Source organism: Vibrio sp. N418, assembly GCF_000222565.1.
GTDB lineage: Bacteria > Pseudomonadota > Gammaproteobacteria > Enterobacterales > Vibrionaceae > Vibrio > Vibrio scophthalmi.
In genome coordinates this window covers 52,228-69,030 of sequence record NZ_AFWD01000056.1, presented here as the reverse complement: position 1 = coordinate 69,030, position 16,803 = coordinate 52,228, and the positions used below count along the sequence as shown (strand labels likewise).

General features: G+C 46.7%; 16 protein-coding genes. 10 read left to right on the top strand and 6 right to left on the bottom strand.

Going from position 1 to position 16,803, the window contains the following annotated elements; translation table 11 throughout:
• Positions 1-98 precede the first annotated feature (98 nt).
• From rpe to RH86_RS12205, 8 genes are all read left to right on the top strand, one after another.
• Positions 99-770 (top strand): ribulose-phosphate 3-epimerase, encoded by a 672-nt coding sequence (rpe, locus tag RH86_RS12240; protein WP_009386397.1) that lies wholly within the window; start codon positions 99-101, stop codon positions 768-770.
• Positions 771-795: 25 nt separating this feature from the next.
• Positions 796-1,476 (top strand): phosphoglycolate phosphatase, encoded by a 681-nt coding sequence (locus tag RH86_RS12235; protein ID WP_009386396.1) that lies wholly within the window; start codon positions 796-798, stop codon positions 1,474-1,476.
• Positions 1,477-1,592: 116 nt separating this feature from the next.
• Positions 1,593-2,609: a tryptophan--tRNA ligase gene (trpS, locus tag RH86_RS12230; protein ID WP_005597165.1), complete on the top strand. Its 1,017-nt coding sequence runs from the start codon at positions 1,593-1,595 to the stop codon at positions 2,607-2,609.
• 167 nt (positions 2,610-2,776) lie between these two features.
• Positions 2,777-3,355: an aminodeoxychorismate/anthranilate synthase component II gene (locus RH86_RS12225; protein WP_009386395.1), complete on the top strand. Its 579-nt coding sequence runs from the start codon at positions 2,777-2,779 to the stop codon at positions 3,353-3,355.
• Between the two features lie 493 nt (positions 3,356-3,848).
• Entirely contained in the window at positions 3,849-5,063 is a 1,215-nt protein-coding gene (locus RH86_RS12220) for an aspartate aminotransferase family protein (protein ID WP_009386394.1), read from the top strand.
• 60 nt (positions 5,064-5,123) lie between these two features.
• Positions 5,124-6,143, top strand: a complete 1,020-nt coding sequence (gene astA / locus RH86_RS12215) for an arginine N-succinyltransferase (protein WP_009386393.1) — start codon at positions 5,124-5,126, stop codon at positions 6,141-6,143.
• A gap of 25 nt (positions 6,144-6,168) precedes the next feature.
• Positions 6,169-7,626 (top strand): succinylglutamate-semialdehyde dehydrogenase, encoded by a 1,458-nt coding sequence (gene astD / locus RH86_RS12210; RefSeq protein WP_009386392.1) that lies wholly within the window; start codon positions 6,169-6,171, stop codon positions 7,624-7,626.
• A gap of 110 nt (positions 7,627-7,736) precedes the next feature.
• Positions 7,737-8,528: a DUF1338 domain-containing protein gene (locus RH86_RS12205; RefSeq protein WP_009386391.1), complete on the top strand. Its 792-nt coding sequence runs from the start codon at positions 7,737-7,739 to the stop codon at positions 8,526-8,528.
• Positions 8,529-8,691: 163 nt separating this feature from the next.
• Here RH86_RS12205 and crp read toward each other — a convergent pair whose 3' ends face one another.
• The 6 genes from crp to RH86_RS12175 form a co-directional block, all read right to left on the bottom strand.
• The gene (gene crp, locus RH86_RS12200) at positions 8,692-9,324 is read right to left on the bottom strand and encodes a cAMP-activated global transcriptional regulator CRP (protein WP_005597159.1); all 633 of its coding nucleotides are present in this window, start codon (positions 9,322-9,324) and stop codon (positions 8,692-8,694) included.
• Between the two features lie 243 nt (positions 9,325-9,567).
• The gene (locus RH86_RS12195; RefSeq protein WP_005597158.1) at positions 9,568-10,437 is read right to left on the bottom strand and encodes a phosphoribulokinase; all 870 of its coding nucleotides are present in this window, start codon (positions 10,435-10,437) and stop codon (positions 9,568-9,570) included.
• 194 nt (positions 10,438-10,631) lie between these two features.
• Positions 10,632-10,844 carry a YheU family protein gene (locus RH86_RS12190; protein ID WP_009386390.1) on the bottom strand — a complete coding sequence of 71 codons (213 nt, stop codon included), beginning with the start codon at positions 10,842-10,844 and terminating at the stop codon, positions 10,632-10,634.
• Between the two features lie 42 nt (positions 10,845-10,886).
• Entirely contained in the window at positions 10,887-11,861 is a 975-nt protein-coding gene (locus RH86_RS12185; RefSeq protein ID WP_009386389.1) for a hydrolase, read from the bottom strand.
• A gap of 5 nt (positions 11,862-11,866) precedes the next feature.
• Positions 11,867-12,358 carry a TIGR02444 family protein gene (locus RH86_RS12180; RefSeq protein WP_009386388.1) on the bottom strand — a complete coding sequence of 164 codons (492 nt, stop codon included), beginning with the start codon at positions 12,356-12,358 and terminating at the stop codon, positions 11,867-11,869.
• Positions 12,358-14,277: an ABC transporter ATP-binding protein gene (locus RH86_RS12175; RefSeq protein WP_009386387.1), complete on the bottom strand. Its 1,920-nt coding sequence runs from the start codon at positions 14,275-14,277 to the stop codon at positions 12,358-12,360. Before RH86_RS12175 ends, RH86_RS12180 begins: the two co-directional genes overlap by 1 nt.
• 135 nt (positions 14,278-14,412) lie before the next feature.
• Between RH86_RS12175 and kefG the strand changes: the two genes are divergently transcribed.
• Together kefG and kefB are read left to right on the top strand one after the other, a co-directional pair.
• A complete protein-coding gene (kefG, locus tag RH86_RS12170) occupies positions 14,413-15,021 on the top strand; it encodes a glutathione-regulated potassium-efflux system ancillary protein KefG (RefSeq protein ID WP_009386386.1) in 609 nt (202 codons plus the stop codon).
• Complete coding sequence (kefB, locus tag RH86_RS12165; protein ID WP_009386385.1) at positions 15,005-16,801, top strand: glutathione-regulated potassium-efflux system protein KefB; 1,797 nt, start codon at positions 15,005-15,007, stop codon at positions 16,799-16,801. The genes kefG and kefB overlap by 17 nt, the downstream gene beginning before the upstream one ends.
• Positions 16,802-16,803 lie beyond the last annotated feature (2 nt).

The window sequence follows — 16,803 nt, the reverse complement described above, 5'->3', positions numbered from 1 at the left end:
AGTACACATTTCTGTTAATACCTCTATCATCTGCCTGATCGCTTCGGTAGAATTGCGCCAAATTTACGCAATGATGCTAATTATTATAGAGGTCAGGTATGAAAGATTTCCTTATCGCTCCGTCGATTCTGTCTGCAGATTTTGCTCGTCTTGGTGAAGACGTAGAGAAAGTTCTCGCCGCCGGTGCTGATGTTGTGCACTTCGATGTTATGGACAACCACTATGTGCCAAACCTGACTTTTGGCGCGCCTGTGTGTAAAGCCCTGCGTGACTACGGTATTACTGCCCCAATCGATGTACACCTAATGGTGAAACCGGTTGATAGCATCGTACCTGACTTTGCTAAAGCTGGCGCGAGCATGATTACCTTCCATATTGAAGCTTCAGATCACGTTGATCGTACCCTACAACTGATCAAAGAACACGGCTGTAAAGCCGGTGTGGTTCTCAATCCAGCAACGCCACTGGCACACCTTGAATACATCATGGATAAGGTGGATATGATCTTATTGATGTCAGTAAATCCGGGCTTCGGTGGTCAATCATTCATTCCAAATACCTTGGATAAATTACGCGCTGTGCGCAAAATGATTGACGAATCAGGTCGCGATATTCGTCTAGAAATCGACGGTGGCGTGAAGGTGGATAATATCCGCGAAATCGCAGAAGCCGGCGCAGATATGTTTGTGGCAGGTTCGGCTATTTTCAGCCAGCCAGACTACAAGCAAGTGATTGATGAAATGCGCGCAGAACTCGCTAAAGCGAAATAAGTAAGCTGAGTAGTAGGATAGAGCATTGAAAGAGTTAAAACTGATCGCCTTTGATCTTGATGGTACATTGCTTGATAGCGTGCCAGATCTCGCCGTTGCTGCTGATCAAGCGGTACAAGCACTGGGTTTTTCTGCCGTAAGCGAAGAGCAAGTTCGCGACTACGTTGGCAATGGCGCAGACATCTTAATTGGTCGTGCATTAAGCCAAAGCTTGACGATTAACCCTGAGCTAAGTCCTGAACTCTTAGCACAAGGGCGTGTGTTGTTTGATGACTTCTATGATAAGAGTGGTCATAAGCTCAGTCACCTTTACCCAGCAGTAAAAGAGACTTTAGCTACGTTACAACAAGCGGGCTTTATCTTGGCGCTAGTCACCAATAAGCCATCGAAGTTTGTCCCTGATGTGTTGGCTAAGCACGACATCGCCAAATACTTCACGGATGTATTAGGTGGTGATGCATTCCCTGAGCGTAAGCCAAATCCAGTCGCATTAAACTGGTTGCTAGAGAAGCATGGCTGTACACCAAGTGAGATGTTGATGGTTGGCGATTCGAAAAATGACATCTTAGCGGCGAAAAACGCCGGTTGTCATTCGTTTGGTCTGACTTATGGCTACAATCACGGTGAAGCTATTTCAGTCTCAGAGCCAGATTTTGTCGCGGATAACATCGCAGAATTACTCGAAGTGATCGCTGTTTCTGCCTAAGCGCAACAAAAGATCTTTCAAAATACTTATCAATGAGTACACTGAGAAAACCGTCCAGCTAAAGGCTGGACGGTTTTTTCTATTTTATTAAATTAAGAATTCAAAGGAATCCATCCATGAGCAAGCCCATCGTATTGAGTGGCGTTCAACCATCAGGTGAACTAAGTATCGGTAATTACTTGGGTGCTCTACGTCAATGGCAACAGATGCAAGATGATTACGATTGCCAATACTGCGTGGTTGACCTGCATGCGATTACGGTTCGTCAAGACCCGAAAGCACTGCACGAAGCAACCCTAGACGCATTAGCAATCTGTCTTGCCGTTGGTGTTGATCCACAGAAGAGCACGCTATTTGTTCAGTCACATGTACCAGAGCATGCTCAACTTGGTTGGCTTCTTAACTGCTACACCCAAATGGGCGAATTGAGCCGTATGACTCAGTTTAAAGATAAGTCAGCACGCTACGCGAACGATGTGAATGCGGGCCTATTTGGTTACCCAGTGCTCATGGCTGCCGATATTTTGTTGTACGGCGCGCATCAAGTGCCTGTGGGCAATGACCAGAAGCAGCACTTAGAATTGGCTCGCGATATCGCGACGCGTTTCAACAATATCTACAGCCCAGAAGCGCCAATCTTCCAAGTGCCAGAGCCGTACATTCCACAAGTGAATGCGCGTGTAATGAGCTTGCAAGATGCGACGAAGAAGATGTCTAAATCAGATGATAACCGTAAAAACGTTATTACTCTGCTTGAAGAGCCTAAGTCGATCATTAAGAAGATCAACAAAGCGCAAACGGATGCTGAAACGCCACCGCGTATTGCCAGCGATTGGGAAAACAAAGCGGGTATCTCAAATCTAATGAGTCTGTACTCGGCAGCAACGGGTATGAGCTTTGCTGAGATTGAAGCGAAGTACCAAGGCGTAGAAATGTACGGCCCATTTAAGAAAGATGTAGGCGAAGCTTTAGTGACAATGCTTGAGCCTATTCAAGCAGAATACCACCGTATTCGTGCTGACCGTGCTTATATGGATCAAGTGATGAAGCAGGGTGCGGAAAAAGCCTCAGCTCGCGCAGCCGTGACATTGAAGAAAGTTTATGAAGCGGTAGGTTTTGTTACTCGCCCATAAGCTGGTCAATTAAGTCAGTCTATTCATGAATATTTAAGGCCAGCGCAATGCTGGCCTTAAATATGATCCATATCAGTCGTCTATCGGCAGACGATAAGTTTTACTTTGCCTTTGTGGCGCACTATTGCACAATACGCCTCCAATAAGTGGAGAGCTGTATTTCTGTCATGTTGCTGATCATCGATAATTACGATTCGTTTACCTACAACCTATACCAATATTTTTGCGAACTTGGCGCAGAAGTGCAGGTAGTGCGAAACGATAAAATTGATTTGGCTGGCATTGAAGCTTTGCAACCCACCCATCTGGTGATATCTCCTGGCCCATGTACACCCAATGAAGCGGGCATCTCATTAGCTGCGATAGAACACTTTGCCGGTAAGCTGCCGATTTTAGGGGTTTGTCTTGGACATCAAGCGATTGCTCAGGTATTTGGCGCTGAAGTGGTTCGAGCACGACAAGTGATGCACGGTAAAACCTCACCGATTCGCCATACTGGTCGTAGTGTCTTTCAAGGACTGAATAATCCGCTAACGGTCACGCGATACCATTCATTAGTCGTCAAAGCTGACTCACTAGCGGATTGTTTTGAATTGACGGCTTGGACTGAGAATGAAGATGGCAGCATGGATGAAATCATGGGCTATCAACATAAAACCTTGCCGATTGATGCGGTGCAATTTCACCCAGAATCCATCAAAACGGAGCAAGGCCACCAGTTGTTGGCAAACTTCCTCGCTCGCTAATCACTAAGTAAATTATGGCTACTTTGTTGCTGTCCGAGATGCGGTTAAAGGCAGAGGTGGATCACCTTTCTTAACATTGTTGTCGTTATCGCCGTTATCTAATTAATCTGCAAAACTATTCGTTATGTCGCTGTTATGTCGTTATTGTGTTGCGGTATTTTGCGCCATCACTTAGTCGCCTCGTGAAGCTGTTCCACCTTGCATTACTTCTATTCTGTTACTCCTCTCGACTGAGATTAAACTTCTGCTTATAGCAAGCATAATAATAAATCGCTTCTCTCTTTCGCCATTGTGGTGCATAAATAGTCATCTATAGTGATGCGGCTTAATCTGTATTGAATTTAAAAAGCATAAACCACTATTGAAAAGGTTAATTAAATGTAAATACAATGCCGTGTTAGTCAATGTGCAATATAAATTCTGGTTTCTATACTTATTAGTAGATGTGATATGCCTAACTGACATTGGCTGCGGTATTAAGAGGGAATGTGCGATGACGGAAGAAATGCAAGTACAACGCGGTTTATTTGATGAGGTGATGGTGCCTTGCTATAGCCCGATGGAGATGGTTCCAGTAAAAGGCGAGGGCGCGCGCGTTTGGGATCAGCAAGGTAATGAATATATCGACTTTGCAGGCGGGATCGCGGTGAGTTGTTTGGGGCACTGCCATCCGGCAATGGTGAAAGCATTAACCGAGCAAGGGCAGAAAATATGGCACCTTAGCAATGTGATGACCAATGAGCCAGCTTTGCGCTTAGCAAAAAAACTGACCGATCTGTGCTTCGCCGATAAAGTCTTTTTTGCCAACTCGGGCGCGGAAGCGAATGAAGCGGCTTTAAAATTGGCTCGCCGTTATTCTGCTGATGTGTATGGTGCCGAAAAATCAGAGATCATTGCTTTTAAACAGGGTTTTCATGGTCGCACCTTCTTTACTGTAACTGTCGGTGGGCAGGAAGCCTATTCCGATGGCTTTGGCCCAAAACCTGGCGACATTACTCACCTTCCATTCAATGATGTTGAAGCGCTACGTCAGCATGTTTCGTCGCGTACCTGTGCGATTATGATGGAACCTTTACAAGGTGAAGGCGGCATCATTGAACCGAGTGAGGAGTTTATTCAAGCGGTTCGTGAAGTCTGTCAGCAGCACAACGCACTATTGATTTTCGATGAAGTGCAAACGGGCAACGGACGTACCGGCCACTTTTATGCATATCAAGGCTTAGGCATTACGCCAGATATTTTAAGTACCGCTAAATCACTCGGCGGTGGCTTTCCTATCGGTGCGATGTTGACCACCACTAAACTGGCCGAGCACCTAAAAGTGGGTACCCATGGCTCAACTTATGGGGGGAACCCTCTTGCTTGTGCAGTAGCAGAAGCGGTCGTGGATGTGGTTAGCCAGCCGGAAACCCTAGCGGGCGTGGCGGAGCGTGAAGCGCTATTTCGTCAAGGATTGGCTAAGATTAATGATAAGTATCCAATATTTAGCGAAATCCGTGGTAAAGGGTTACTACTCGGTGCTGCGCTCAATGAACAGTGGCAAGGGCGTGCGCGTGATGTGCTCGTGGCTGCGGGAGAACAAGGCTTGATGGTGTTGGTTGCAGGGCCAAACGTGGTGCGTTTTACCCCATCATTGGTGATTAGCCACCAAGATATTGCTCAAGGATTAGAAAAACTGGAGAAAGCGATCGCTTCACTAGTTCAATAATATCGCAAGAGGTGAGGTTAGCCATCCGGTTAACCTCCCAAGCATCAGGAGGGAGTATCGATGCTGGTTGTTCGTCCTATCGCTATGTCAGATTATGATGCGCTGCATACCTGTGCAGTGGAATCCGGTCACGGTTTCACATCACTTCCGGTCAATGAAGAATTGTTGACCAACCGAATTACCCACTCTGAATACAGCTTTTCCAAACCGAATGTAAGTGAACCGGGCGATGAAGGCTACCTGATGGTCGGCTTTGATAGTGCTAGCGGTGAAGTTGCTGGTTGTACAGGGATTGAAGCGGCGATCGGTTGGGATGTACCATTCTACTCTTACCACATCAGCACCATCGTTCACTCCTCGCCGAAGCTCGGGGTCAACAATGTGGTGAAGTTGCTGACCTTTGGTAATAACTACACTGGCTGTAGTGAAATCTGCACCTTATTTTTGCGACCTAAATTTCGTGGTGGCAATAATGGTCGATTGATGTCGAAATGTCGTTTTCTGATGATGGCTGAACATCCCCATCGCTTCTCTAAAACAGTCTTTGCCGAAATGCGTGGTGTTTCCGATGAAGAGGGCAATTCCCCTTTTTGGCAATGGCTGCAAGAACACTTCTTTTCGATTGATTTTACCTTAGCCGATTACTTAACAGGTATTGGTAAGAAAGGCTTTATTGCCGACCTAATGCCAAAACTCCCCATCTACGTCAACTTACTGAGTAAAGAAGCGCAAGCGGTGATCGGCCAAGTGCATGACAACACCAAGCCTGCTTTACGCTTACTAGAAAAGGAAGGGTTTACCTGCCGTAACTATGTCGACATCTTTGATGGTGGCCCTAGCGTGGAATGTGATCGTGAAAATATTGAATCGGTACGTCACTCATTTCGCGGCAAAGTGCATATTGATCAGCACGCCAGTGCACAAGATTTTTTGATCAGTAATACCTCATTTGAACAATTTCGCGCGGTCGCAGTGAAAGCCGCGTTTGATCAAGCAACAGATACGGTGATTATCTCCAGTGATGTCGCCAATGCCTTGCAAGTACAGCAGGGCGATAACGTGCGTTTGCTTCCCCTATAAAGCTACAGACTCTAAGGAATTGGTTATGTCACATTGGATTGCAGGACAATGGATCGCCGGACAGGGTGAACCGATGAGTTCAATTAGCCCTTATAACGGCGAGCTGATTTGGCAAAGTGATAGCGCCACTGTCGCTCAGGTTGATGCGGCGGTAAGCGCCGCAAGAGAGGCGTTTTTATCATGGAGGAAGACGCCTTTTAGTGAGCGCGAGAGGCTGGTATTACGCTTTGCCGAGTTAGTGAAACATCATTCCGAGTCGATTGCAGAAATGATTTCGCTGGAAACTGGTAAGCCATTATGGGAAACCCGAACAGAAGCGGCGGCCGTTGCGGGCAAAATCGCTATTTCGATTCGTGCTTACCATGAGCGAACTGGCGAGAAGAAACGTGAAGCCGCAGGGAATCAAATCGTACTGCGCCACCAACCACTTGGCGTGATGGCCGTTTTTGGCCCATATAACTTTCCGGCCCACTTACCAAATGGTCATATCGTCCCAGCGTTACTCGCTGGTAATACGGTGGTGTTTAAGCCTTCTGAGCAAACTCCGGCGACGGGGGAGTTTATGATCAAACTATGGCAAAAAGCAGGACTGCCAGATGGAGTGATTAATCTTATTCAAGGCGCGAAAGAGACCGGAGTGGCGTTAGCCCAATCTAAAGGTATTGATGGCTTGTTGTTTACCGGGAGTGCGAATACGGGTCATCTGCTCCATCGTCAATTTGCCGGACAACCGGACAAGATGTTGGCATTGGAAATGGGCGGTAATAACCCGATGGTCATCTCACCTCACTATGGTGATGTGGATGCGGCCGTGTATACCATTATTCAATCGGCCTTTATTAGTGCTGGTCAGCGCTGTACTTGTGCGCGTCGACTTTACCTTCCTAGTGGTGAAAATGGTGATGTGTTGCTGAATAAGTTACTCAGCGCGACGAAAAAGATCGTCATGGATGAGCCATTTGCCGAACCCGCCCCTTTTATGGGCTCACAGATATCTTTAGCCGCCGCGCAGGCTATTTTGGCGGCTCAAGCTAACTTGCAGTCATTGGGTGGGGTGAGTTTAGTCGAAGCCACCGCAGGTGATGCTGCGTTCGTCTCACCGGGTATTATTGATGTCAGCGAGATTACATCGCTACCTGATGAAGAATACTTTGGACCACTCCTGCAAGTGATCCGTTATCAAACCTTAGAGCAAGCGGTGGAGCTTGCAAATGATAGCCGCTTTGGTCTATCAGCAGGATTGGTGACAACCCAAGAGAGTGAGTGGGCCTATTTTGTGGAACATATTCGCGCTGGCATCGTTAATCGTAATCGACCGCTAACCGGCGCGAGCGGTGATGCACCATTTGGCGGGCCAGGAGCGTCGGGAAATTTACGGCCAAGCGCTTACTACGCAGCTGATTATTGTGCTTATCCGATGGCCTCGGTGGAAGGGGATAAAACCGAACTTCCCGCGACCTTGAGCCCGGGCTTATCACTGTAATTAACCGACCATCGAAAAGGCCAGAGAAAATGCTCCACTGGCCTTTTCTTTTACTACACTAATAATCCTTACCAAGAATACCGAGACAAAAATAATTCCAAGGAGGCGCTATGACGCCAGATCGACTGTTTGAATCATTATGGAATGATTATATTGAACGCTTATGCCCGTCAGCTGGAAACGTCCACAAACTATTGCAACGCAATGAGCCATTGATTAACGACCATATTGCTCTGCGTACATTTAGCCTTTCCCCTGTTGCGTTGAATGTTTTGGCGAAACCTTTTATTGAGCTGGGTTATCAAGAAGCGGGGGATTACTTGTTTGAAAGTAAAAAATTGCTGGCAAAACATTATGAGCATCCTGACGTCACTCAACCTAAGGTATTCATTAGCCAACTTAAAGTGGAAGAATGTTCTGAGCAGTTGCAACAGATTGTGCAAAAACTGGTTGAACAGGTGAATCCAAATGAGATGCAAGGTGAGGCCTTTCTATATGCAGGTCGACCTTGGCAACTGAGCCATAACGATTATTTATTATTAGCCGAAGAGAGTGAATATGCGGCTTGGTTGGCGGCTCATGGTTATGGCGCGAATCATTTCACAGTCAGTGTCAATCAACTTGAGCAGTTTGATGAGGTTCAACAGGTGAATGATCATCTGTCGTCCGTGGGGTTTGTCATTAACCAAGCGGGTGGGGAAGTCAAAGGTTCACCTGAAGTACTGCTAGAGCAATCATCAACCATGGCCGATAAAGTACAGGTCGAATTTGATGATGGCGTGGTGTTGCTGCCTGGTGGTTTTTATGAGTTTGCCAAGCGTTATCCGATGCCCAATGGTGAGTTATACCGTGGGTTCGTCGCCGCCTCTGCAGATAAGATCTTTGAGAGTACTAACTCGTAAACGAAGGGACTTCGTTTGAGATTGTAGAAATGAGAGTCGAGAGGGATGGCGTGTCGGCTCTAAAGTCTCGTTTCTCAACTCTTAGCTCTTGGTTTTTTAGCGCTTTAATATAGAAAAAGCCACCCGAAGGTGGCTTTATAAATTTTGCTTAATTCAATGTGAATTAACGCGTACCGTAAACAACGATAGTCTTACCGTGAGCAGAGATTAGGTTCTGCTCTTCCAGCATCTTCAAGATACGACCAACGGTTTCACGAGAACAGCCAACAATTTGACCGATCTCTTGACGAGTGATCTTGATTTGCATGCCGTCTGGGTGAGTCATTGCATCTGGTTGTTTCGCTAGGTTTAGTAGCGTTTGTGCAATACGGCCAGTTACGTCTAGGAAGGCTAGGTCGCCGACTTTTTGGCTAGTCACTTGTAGACGACGAGCCATCTGTGAAGAAAGACGCATTAGGATATCAGGGTTTACCTGAATCAACTGACGGAATTTTTTGAACGAGATTTCCGCTACTTCACAAGGAGATTTAGCACGAACCCAAGCGGTACGCTCTTGATCTTCTTCAAATAGACCAAGCTCACCGATGAAATCACCTTGGTTTAGGTAAGAAAGGATCATCTCCTTACCTTCTTCATCTTTAATAAGTACGGCAACAGAACCTTTAACAATGTAGTACAAAGTTTCTGCTTTCTCGCCCGCGTGGATTAGCGTGCTTTTTGATGGGTACTTATGAATATGACAGTGTGAAAGGAACCACTCTAATGTTGGATCGGTTTGAGGTTTACCTAGAACCATAATATCTCACTTCCTCTGCAGGGTACGCTTGCTGCTTTCCATAATTTAGCTGGGCCCGAAATCGGGATAACTAGGCTAGGAGCACTTAAATGAGTGCTGCAAGCTATCTTGTGTTTCGGTTTCAAATAGTATCCTTTTTCCGGAACGATTTCTTGATTTTAATCGGGTCCGAGAGACTATTTTCTAAGCAAAAACGTGCACATGATCACGGTATGAAAAGTAATCGTGTTCTAATGCTGATTTTTAGCCAATTTTTCCAGTTTCGATTAATTGCTGAAGAATCGGTCTGACGATTAACTCCATTGCAAAACTCATTTTACCGCCAGGCACAACTAAGGTGTTATGACGCGACATAAACGAGCCATCTATCATTGCTAATAGGTAGGGATAGTCAACGTTTTTAAAACCACGTAGGCGGATTACAACAAAGCTTTCATCTAAGCTTGGAATCCCCTTCGCATCTAGCGGGTTTGAAGTATCAACGGTTGGCACACGTTGGAAGTTGATATGGGTACGTGAAAACTGTGGGGTGATGTAATTGAGGTAATCGTCCATCGAACGCACGATTGAATCCATCACCGCTTCTTTGGAGTGGCCTCTATCGCGAGTATCGCGAACAAATTTTTGAATCCACTCAAGGTTAACGATAGGCACCATGCCAATCAAAAAGTCGACATGCTGGGCGACATTAATATCCCCATCTACCACGCCACCATGCAGCCCTTCGTAGAACAGCACATCACTGTTTTCTGGCAGATCTTGCCAAGGTGTAAATGTGCCAGGCATTTGATTGTAGGGAACCGCTTCGTCGAAGGTGTGTAGATAACGACGGATCTTACCACTGCCATCTTGGCCATATTGGTGGAAGAAGTCGGCTAAGCCTGGAAAGTCATTAGCTTGCGGGCCGAAGTAACTAATATGACGACCTTGTTCGCGTGCTTTACGAATTTCTACATCCATTTCTGGGCGAGTAAAACGATGGAAGCTATCGCCTTCCACCCATGCAGGCTTGATGTCCATCATATTGAACATTTTACGAAAGGCTTCAGAAGTGGTGGTCGTTCCGGCGCCAGAGGAACCGGTGACGGCAATGATCGGATGCTTTGCTGACATGACAAACCTTGTCTAGTGATAACGTTCCTGTGATTACTCGAACTTAACCTTTGTCGATGACAAGCATGTTAAGTTCGAAAAGCATTACAGTTTGGACGCATCAATATAACATGATTTAACCTTTTCGCATCTTCTTCGTGGGAAAGACTCGGTTAGAACTGCGGACTCAGTTCGATTTCGTTATTAGCGGACCATTAGAACTTGTGGCGTAATTGCACATCGACAGTTTCATGCAATTCAGAGAAAACGATGACCGCTTCTCCGCTCTCAAGTTGCTGCTTAACTTGATCAATTTTATCTTGTACTGAGATTTCTATTTCGCCGTAGTCTGTTCCTTCTCGTAAAACAAACTCTCGAAGCAAGCTCTCCAGTGTTTCTGGTGCGATCTGCTGCCAAGGAACAATCATAAATACCTCTTTATTCTATGACCTTGTATCGGTGAGGCTCAATTATGCCGTTTTTAGTGCTTGATAGTAAGCGGGGAGCATCTCTTCCAGCCAAAAGCGGGGTTTGATGACACTGCCAGTGACAAAACCCACGTGTCCGCCTTTTTCAAATAGGCGATAGTGAATATTCTCCGGTAGGACAAAATGCGGAATGACCGCATCGGTCATAAACGGATCATCTTTGGCATGAATGATTTGGGTTGGCAATTTGATTTGCTGTAGGCGATGAATCCCAGAGCAACGCTGATAATAATCATCGGCATCTTGAAACCCGTGCAGCGGTGCGGTGATCAAATCATCAAAATCATACAATTTGGTGACTCGTTTGATTGATTGATAAGTTAGCCCCAGTTCGCCTTTTAACAAGTGGTGCTTACGCAGTGCATTGCGTTTGAGTGAACGCAGCAGGTAGGTCTTATAAACTTTAGAGAAACCTTGTTCGATACGCTCAGAACAGGCTGATAGATCGAGCGGGGCAGACACAATGGAAGCGGCATCCAAGAGCGGATCGTCGGCGTACTGGGCTAAATAGTTGGCCAGCATATTACCGCCAAGAGAAATACCAACCGCGACTTTGACTCGATTAGGGTATTGCTGATTGAGGTGCTCTAAGAAAAAACGCGCGTCTTCGACTTCACCTGAATGATAGGCGCGGGGTAGACGATTGGGCTTACCGCTGCAACCGCGAAAATGCATCATCACCGATAGCCAGCCTTCTTTGGCAAAGGCGTGCATCAGACCATTGGCATAAGGGCTATAGAAGCAGCCTTCAAGTCCATGAAACAACACAAATAGGGGTTTCTCTTGCGCGGCTGGCGTTTGGCTATCTTCACTCCATGCCAGATCGAGGAAGTCACCATCTTGGGTATCAAGGGTTTGCCAAATCGGCTCAAACAACGCTTTTTTACGAATGAAGCGTGGTGCGAGAGTTTGAAGGTGTGGGTTTGAAATCCCACTGGCAGCAGTAAAATGAGTCATAGGCGTCAGTCGCTTTCTCTTGCATCCGAATCAGGTTCAAAAGGGTGTGCAAAGGTGGAGTACAAATGTTCTCCACCCAACTGACGACAGTAACGTAGCGTAAGCGATTGTTCATCCGCATTGTGCAATGAGAGTTGGTTTACGCAATCGACCAAGTCGGCCTGTTGCTGTTTTTCCAACTGCAGCTCAAATTGCAGCGCTTCGCGATAGAGTGTATCGGCCAGTGGCTGCTTGAGTTTGCGTCTTAGCTCCCGAAAGCTATTGAGTAATGCTTCTGAACGACCAAGGCATTCTTCGACCTTGTGCCAGTCCTGCTCTGCAATCGTGACTTGTTGTTCATCAAGCCACTTGAGTAACAATAGCAGGTTCACGTTGCCTTTGAACTGATTCTGTAAATTTAAGCACGCCTGCTTCACTTCACGGACACTGTAGTACTGCAAACTGAATTGCCATAAACGTTCTAGTGTTAGCGAAACGGGTACGTGCTCTCTATTCATCAGCTATTGAACTCCTGTTCCATCTCTTCAAGCTCCTCTTGTAGAGCCATCCATTCCATTTCTGTCTCTTCTAGCTCTGACTTCCCACTGGCTTGTTGGGCGAGTACTTGAGTAAGTTTAGCTTTATTTTCGGCATCATACAGAGAGTTATCACTCAATTGCTCTTCCGCCTGTGCAATCACTTGGCCAAGTTTATCCATTGTTTCTTCTAACTTGGTGAGCTTTTTACGCAGTGGCGCGGTGAGGGTACGAAACTCTGCTTCACGGCGTTTTTGTTCTTTCTTCGCCGCTGCGCTGTTTTGGTTATCTTTTACCGGTTGCTCTGCTTGTGCTTCGCGGCGCTCGACTTTTTGCTGCTCGGTCAGCCACTTGTAATAGTCGCTTAGGTCGCCATCAAACGGAGCGACTTGGCGATCATGCACTAAGTAAAGATCGTCAGTCGTGGCGCGCAGCAGGTAACGGTCGTGCGAAACAATCACCATGGCGCCTTCAAATGTTTGCAGGGCAAAGGTCAGAGCTTGGCGCATATCGAGATCCAAGTGGTTGGTTGGTTCATCGAGTAACAATAGGTTAGGTTTTTGCCATACCAGCAGGGCCAGAACCAGACGCGCTTTTTCACCACCGGAGAATGGGGCGACTTTTTCTAGCGCTTTATCACCTTGGAAGCCGAAGCTACCTAAGTAATCACGCAGCTGTTGCTCAGTGTGCTTAGGTGCAATTTGCATCATGTGCTGCAGAGGTGTTTCCTCTGGATGCAATGTTTCCAATTGATGCTGTGCGAAGTAACCCATTTTCACGCCTTGTGAGTAGGTTAGCTCGCCACCTTGTGGATTCAATTCACCTGAGAGCAATTTGATTAAGGTTGATTTACCAGCGCCGTTACGACCAAGCAAACCAATGCGACTACCCGGCACGAGGTTAAGACGAATCTTTTCTAGGATCAGATTATCGCCATAACCTGCAGAGACTTCATCCATCATCATAATTGGGTTTGGTAGTGCATCAGGTTCACGGAACTCAAAACTAAATGGGTTATCAAATTGTGCTGGCAGCACTTGTTCCATTTTTTCTAAAGCTTTAATACGGCTTTGCGCTTGGCGTGCTTTTGATGCTTTGTAGCGGAAGCGATCGATATAGCTTTGCATATGCGCCATCTGCTTTTGCTGCTTCTGGAACATTGCTTGCTGCAAGATCAATTTCTGCGCACGTTGTGATTCAAATGAAGAGTAGTTACCGGTGTACTCATTCAATTGTTGGTTTTCAACGTGAATGATGCGGTTAACAATCGGGTCAAGGAAATCACGGTCATGCGAGATCAACGCGAGAGTACCCGGGTAGTTTTGCAACCAGCGTTCTAACCACATTACCGCATCAAGATCCAAGTGGTTGGTTGGTTCATCGAGCAGTAATAGGTCTGAACGGCAAAGTAGGGCTTGAGCGAGGTTCAAGCGCATACGCCAACCACCGGAGAACTGGGTTAAGTTCCAGCTCATTTGCTCTTGACGGAAGCCCAGACCATCGAGCAGTTCCGAGGCACGAGCGCGAATGCTGTAACCACCAATGGTTTCAATTTTACCGTGCAGTTCCGCCACCAAAGTGCCGTTATCGGCGAGATCGGCGTCCACCAATTGTTGCTCTAGAGAGCGGTACTCGCGATCTCCATCAATGACGTATTCTAGCGCGGTTCGGTCAAGCGCTGGGGTTTCTTGCGCCACCCATGCCAATTCCCAATGCGCCGGTTTGCTAAAGTTACCCGCATCAGTGGATAGCTCATCTTTGATCAGAGCGAATAAGGTTGATTTACCACAACCGTTTTTACCCACCAAACCGATCTTATCGCCGGGGTGAATGGTAGCCGAAGCGTTCTCAAGTAATGGCTTGCCACCACGTAAGAGTTGAATGTCAGAAAAGGTGATCATAGTACTTTGCTTTATCTTTAATCGTTTCGCCACGCATAGTAGGAGGATTAACCGGAAAAGTCGATCGTTGCGTTTTCAGCGTCAACCGCGTATAACAAATTGATAACGAAAATGATAAAGGCAGTTGTTCACGGAATGAATCGATCAGCCACTCCGAAGCCACAAGCAGCGAAAGCAAAAGTATTAGTCATTTACGCTCATCCGGAGTCCTCCACTTCTATCGCTAATCATGTGATGCTAAAAAAAATTGCCTCACTTGAGCACGTTACCGTGCACGATCTTTATGCTCGCTACCCAGACTTTTTTATTGATGTGAATGCCGAGCACGAATTGCTCTTGGCACACGATGTCATTGTCTTCCATCACCCAATGTATCTTTATTCTTGTCCGGCACTGATGAAAGAGTGGCTCGATAGAGTATTGGGCAAAGGTTTTGCCTACGGCAATGAAAGCGCCTTGCAAGGTAAGTATTGGCGTAGTGTCATTACTACTGGTGGCAAGGAAGAAGCCTTTGGGGAGCATGGCTACAACAAATACCCACTTGAACAAATCTTACAGCCTTTTGAATTAACCGCGGCATTGTGTCGCATGCATTGGATTGAACCCTTGGTGCTCTATTGGGCGCGCAATGTCTCCGACATGGAACGCTATCAGCATGCGGAGCATTATCGCCAGTGGTTGAATGATCCATTGCCACATGATTCATCCTTACCGCAAGGAGGTGAGCATGGCTCTGGAAAGTGATTTTTTACAAAGCAGTGCAATCTTTCTCACCGCAGCGGTGATTGCGGTACCACTCGCGCAACGATTAGGGCTAGGTTCTGTACTTGGTTATTTACTGGCGGGTGTTGCGATTGGACCGTGGGGGTTGGGTCTAATTCGCGATGTCGATGCCATCCTTCACTTTGCTGAATTTGGCGTGGTGTTACTGCTGTTTCTGATTGGCCTTGAGCTGAACCCGAAAAAACTGTGGCAAATGCGAGGACCTATCCTTGGTCTCGGTGGTGCGCAAGTACTGATTACTACGGCTTTAATTGCTGGCCTTGTGCATCTATTTGGTTTTGCTTGGCAGATGAGCCTCGTTATCGGTATGGGACTGGCGCTCTCTTCGACCGCGATTGCATTAAGAGTGATTGATGAGCAGGGGTTAGCAGGGACGGAAACTGGACAGTCCGGTTTTGCTGTGTTGCTCTTTCAAGATATTGCTGTGATTCCAATGTTAGCGTTATTGCCCGTATTGGCTGGTAACACCAGTGGTAATTGGTTAGATGGCTTATGGATGTTGGTTGGTGTGACCGCATTATTGATTGGCGGGCACTTTTTGCTGCGACCACTTTTTCGTTATGTGGTGATGAGTGGGGTGCGCGAGTTGTTTACCGTTGCTGCTCTACTGCTGGTGATTGGCATTGCATTGGTAATGAAACAACTAGGCCTATCGATGGCGCTGGGCGCATTTTTAGCGGGCGTGTTGTTGGCGGAGAGTGAATATCGCCATGAGCTTGAAATTGCCATTGAGCCGTTTAAAGGCCTATTACTCGGGTTGTTTTTTATCGCCGTTGGTATGGCGGTCAACCTTGGTTTGCTAGCGTTGCACCCTTTCAAGATCTTGGCTTGTGTGATCGCGTTGGTGATGCTGAAAGCCTATACGCTTTATTTTCTTGCACGACTTTACGGCAGTCGTGCCAAGTCGCGCAGTCGTATTGCGGCGATTCTCAGTCAAGGTGGTGAATTTGCTTTTGTTATTTTTACCGCCGCACTATCGCAAGGCATCTTAACCACAGAACAAACCGCCTTTTTGCTGGTGGTCGTGAGTTTATCGATGGTGACGACACCACTGCTGCTGATGGGGCAGAAGAAATGGTACGCCAAAAGACTTAATTTTGATGATGAAGAGCATATCAATACTGATGTGGTTGATAAGCAGTCGCGCGTTATTATTGCGGGTTTTGGCCGCTTTGGTCAGATCGTCGGGCGCTTGTTGTATGCCAACAAGATCAAGCTAACCATTTTAGAAAGTGATGCCAGCCAAATTCGACTGTTACGTAAGTATGGCTACAAGGTGTTTTATGGTGATGCGACGCAGCTTGATTTATTGCGTGCCGCAGGGGCAGATAAAGCGAAGGCGATTGTCCTTTGTACTGATTCGCCTGACGACATTATGAAAACTGTCGAGTTGTGCGAGCAACATTTCCCTCATTTGAAAATATTAGCTCGTGCTCGCAGTCGTGTTGAGGCGTACCAACTGCTCAGCCATGGCATTGATAAGTACTCGCGTGAAACGTTTCTTGGTGCGCTCGATCTTGGCAAACTCACCTTGATTGAGTTAGGCATGCACCCATATCAAGCGCAACGCTCTGAAGCGCACTTTCGTAAACTTGATAACGCAATGTTGAAGGAACTCCTTCCGCAGCACCATGAAGATAAGCAACTCGCACTGAGAGCCAAAGAAGCACGTAAAGAGCTGGAAGAGATCTTTGGCCGTGAGATGGAAAACGATAAGCAAGGTAAGCATTTCTGGGATTAAAG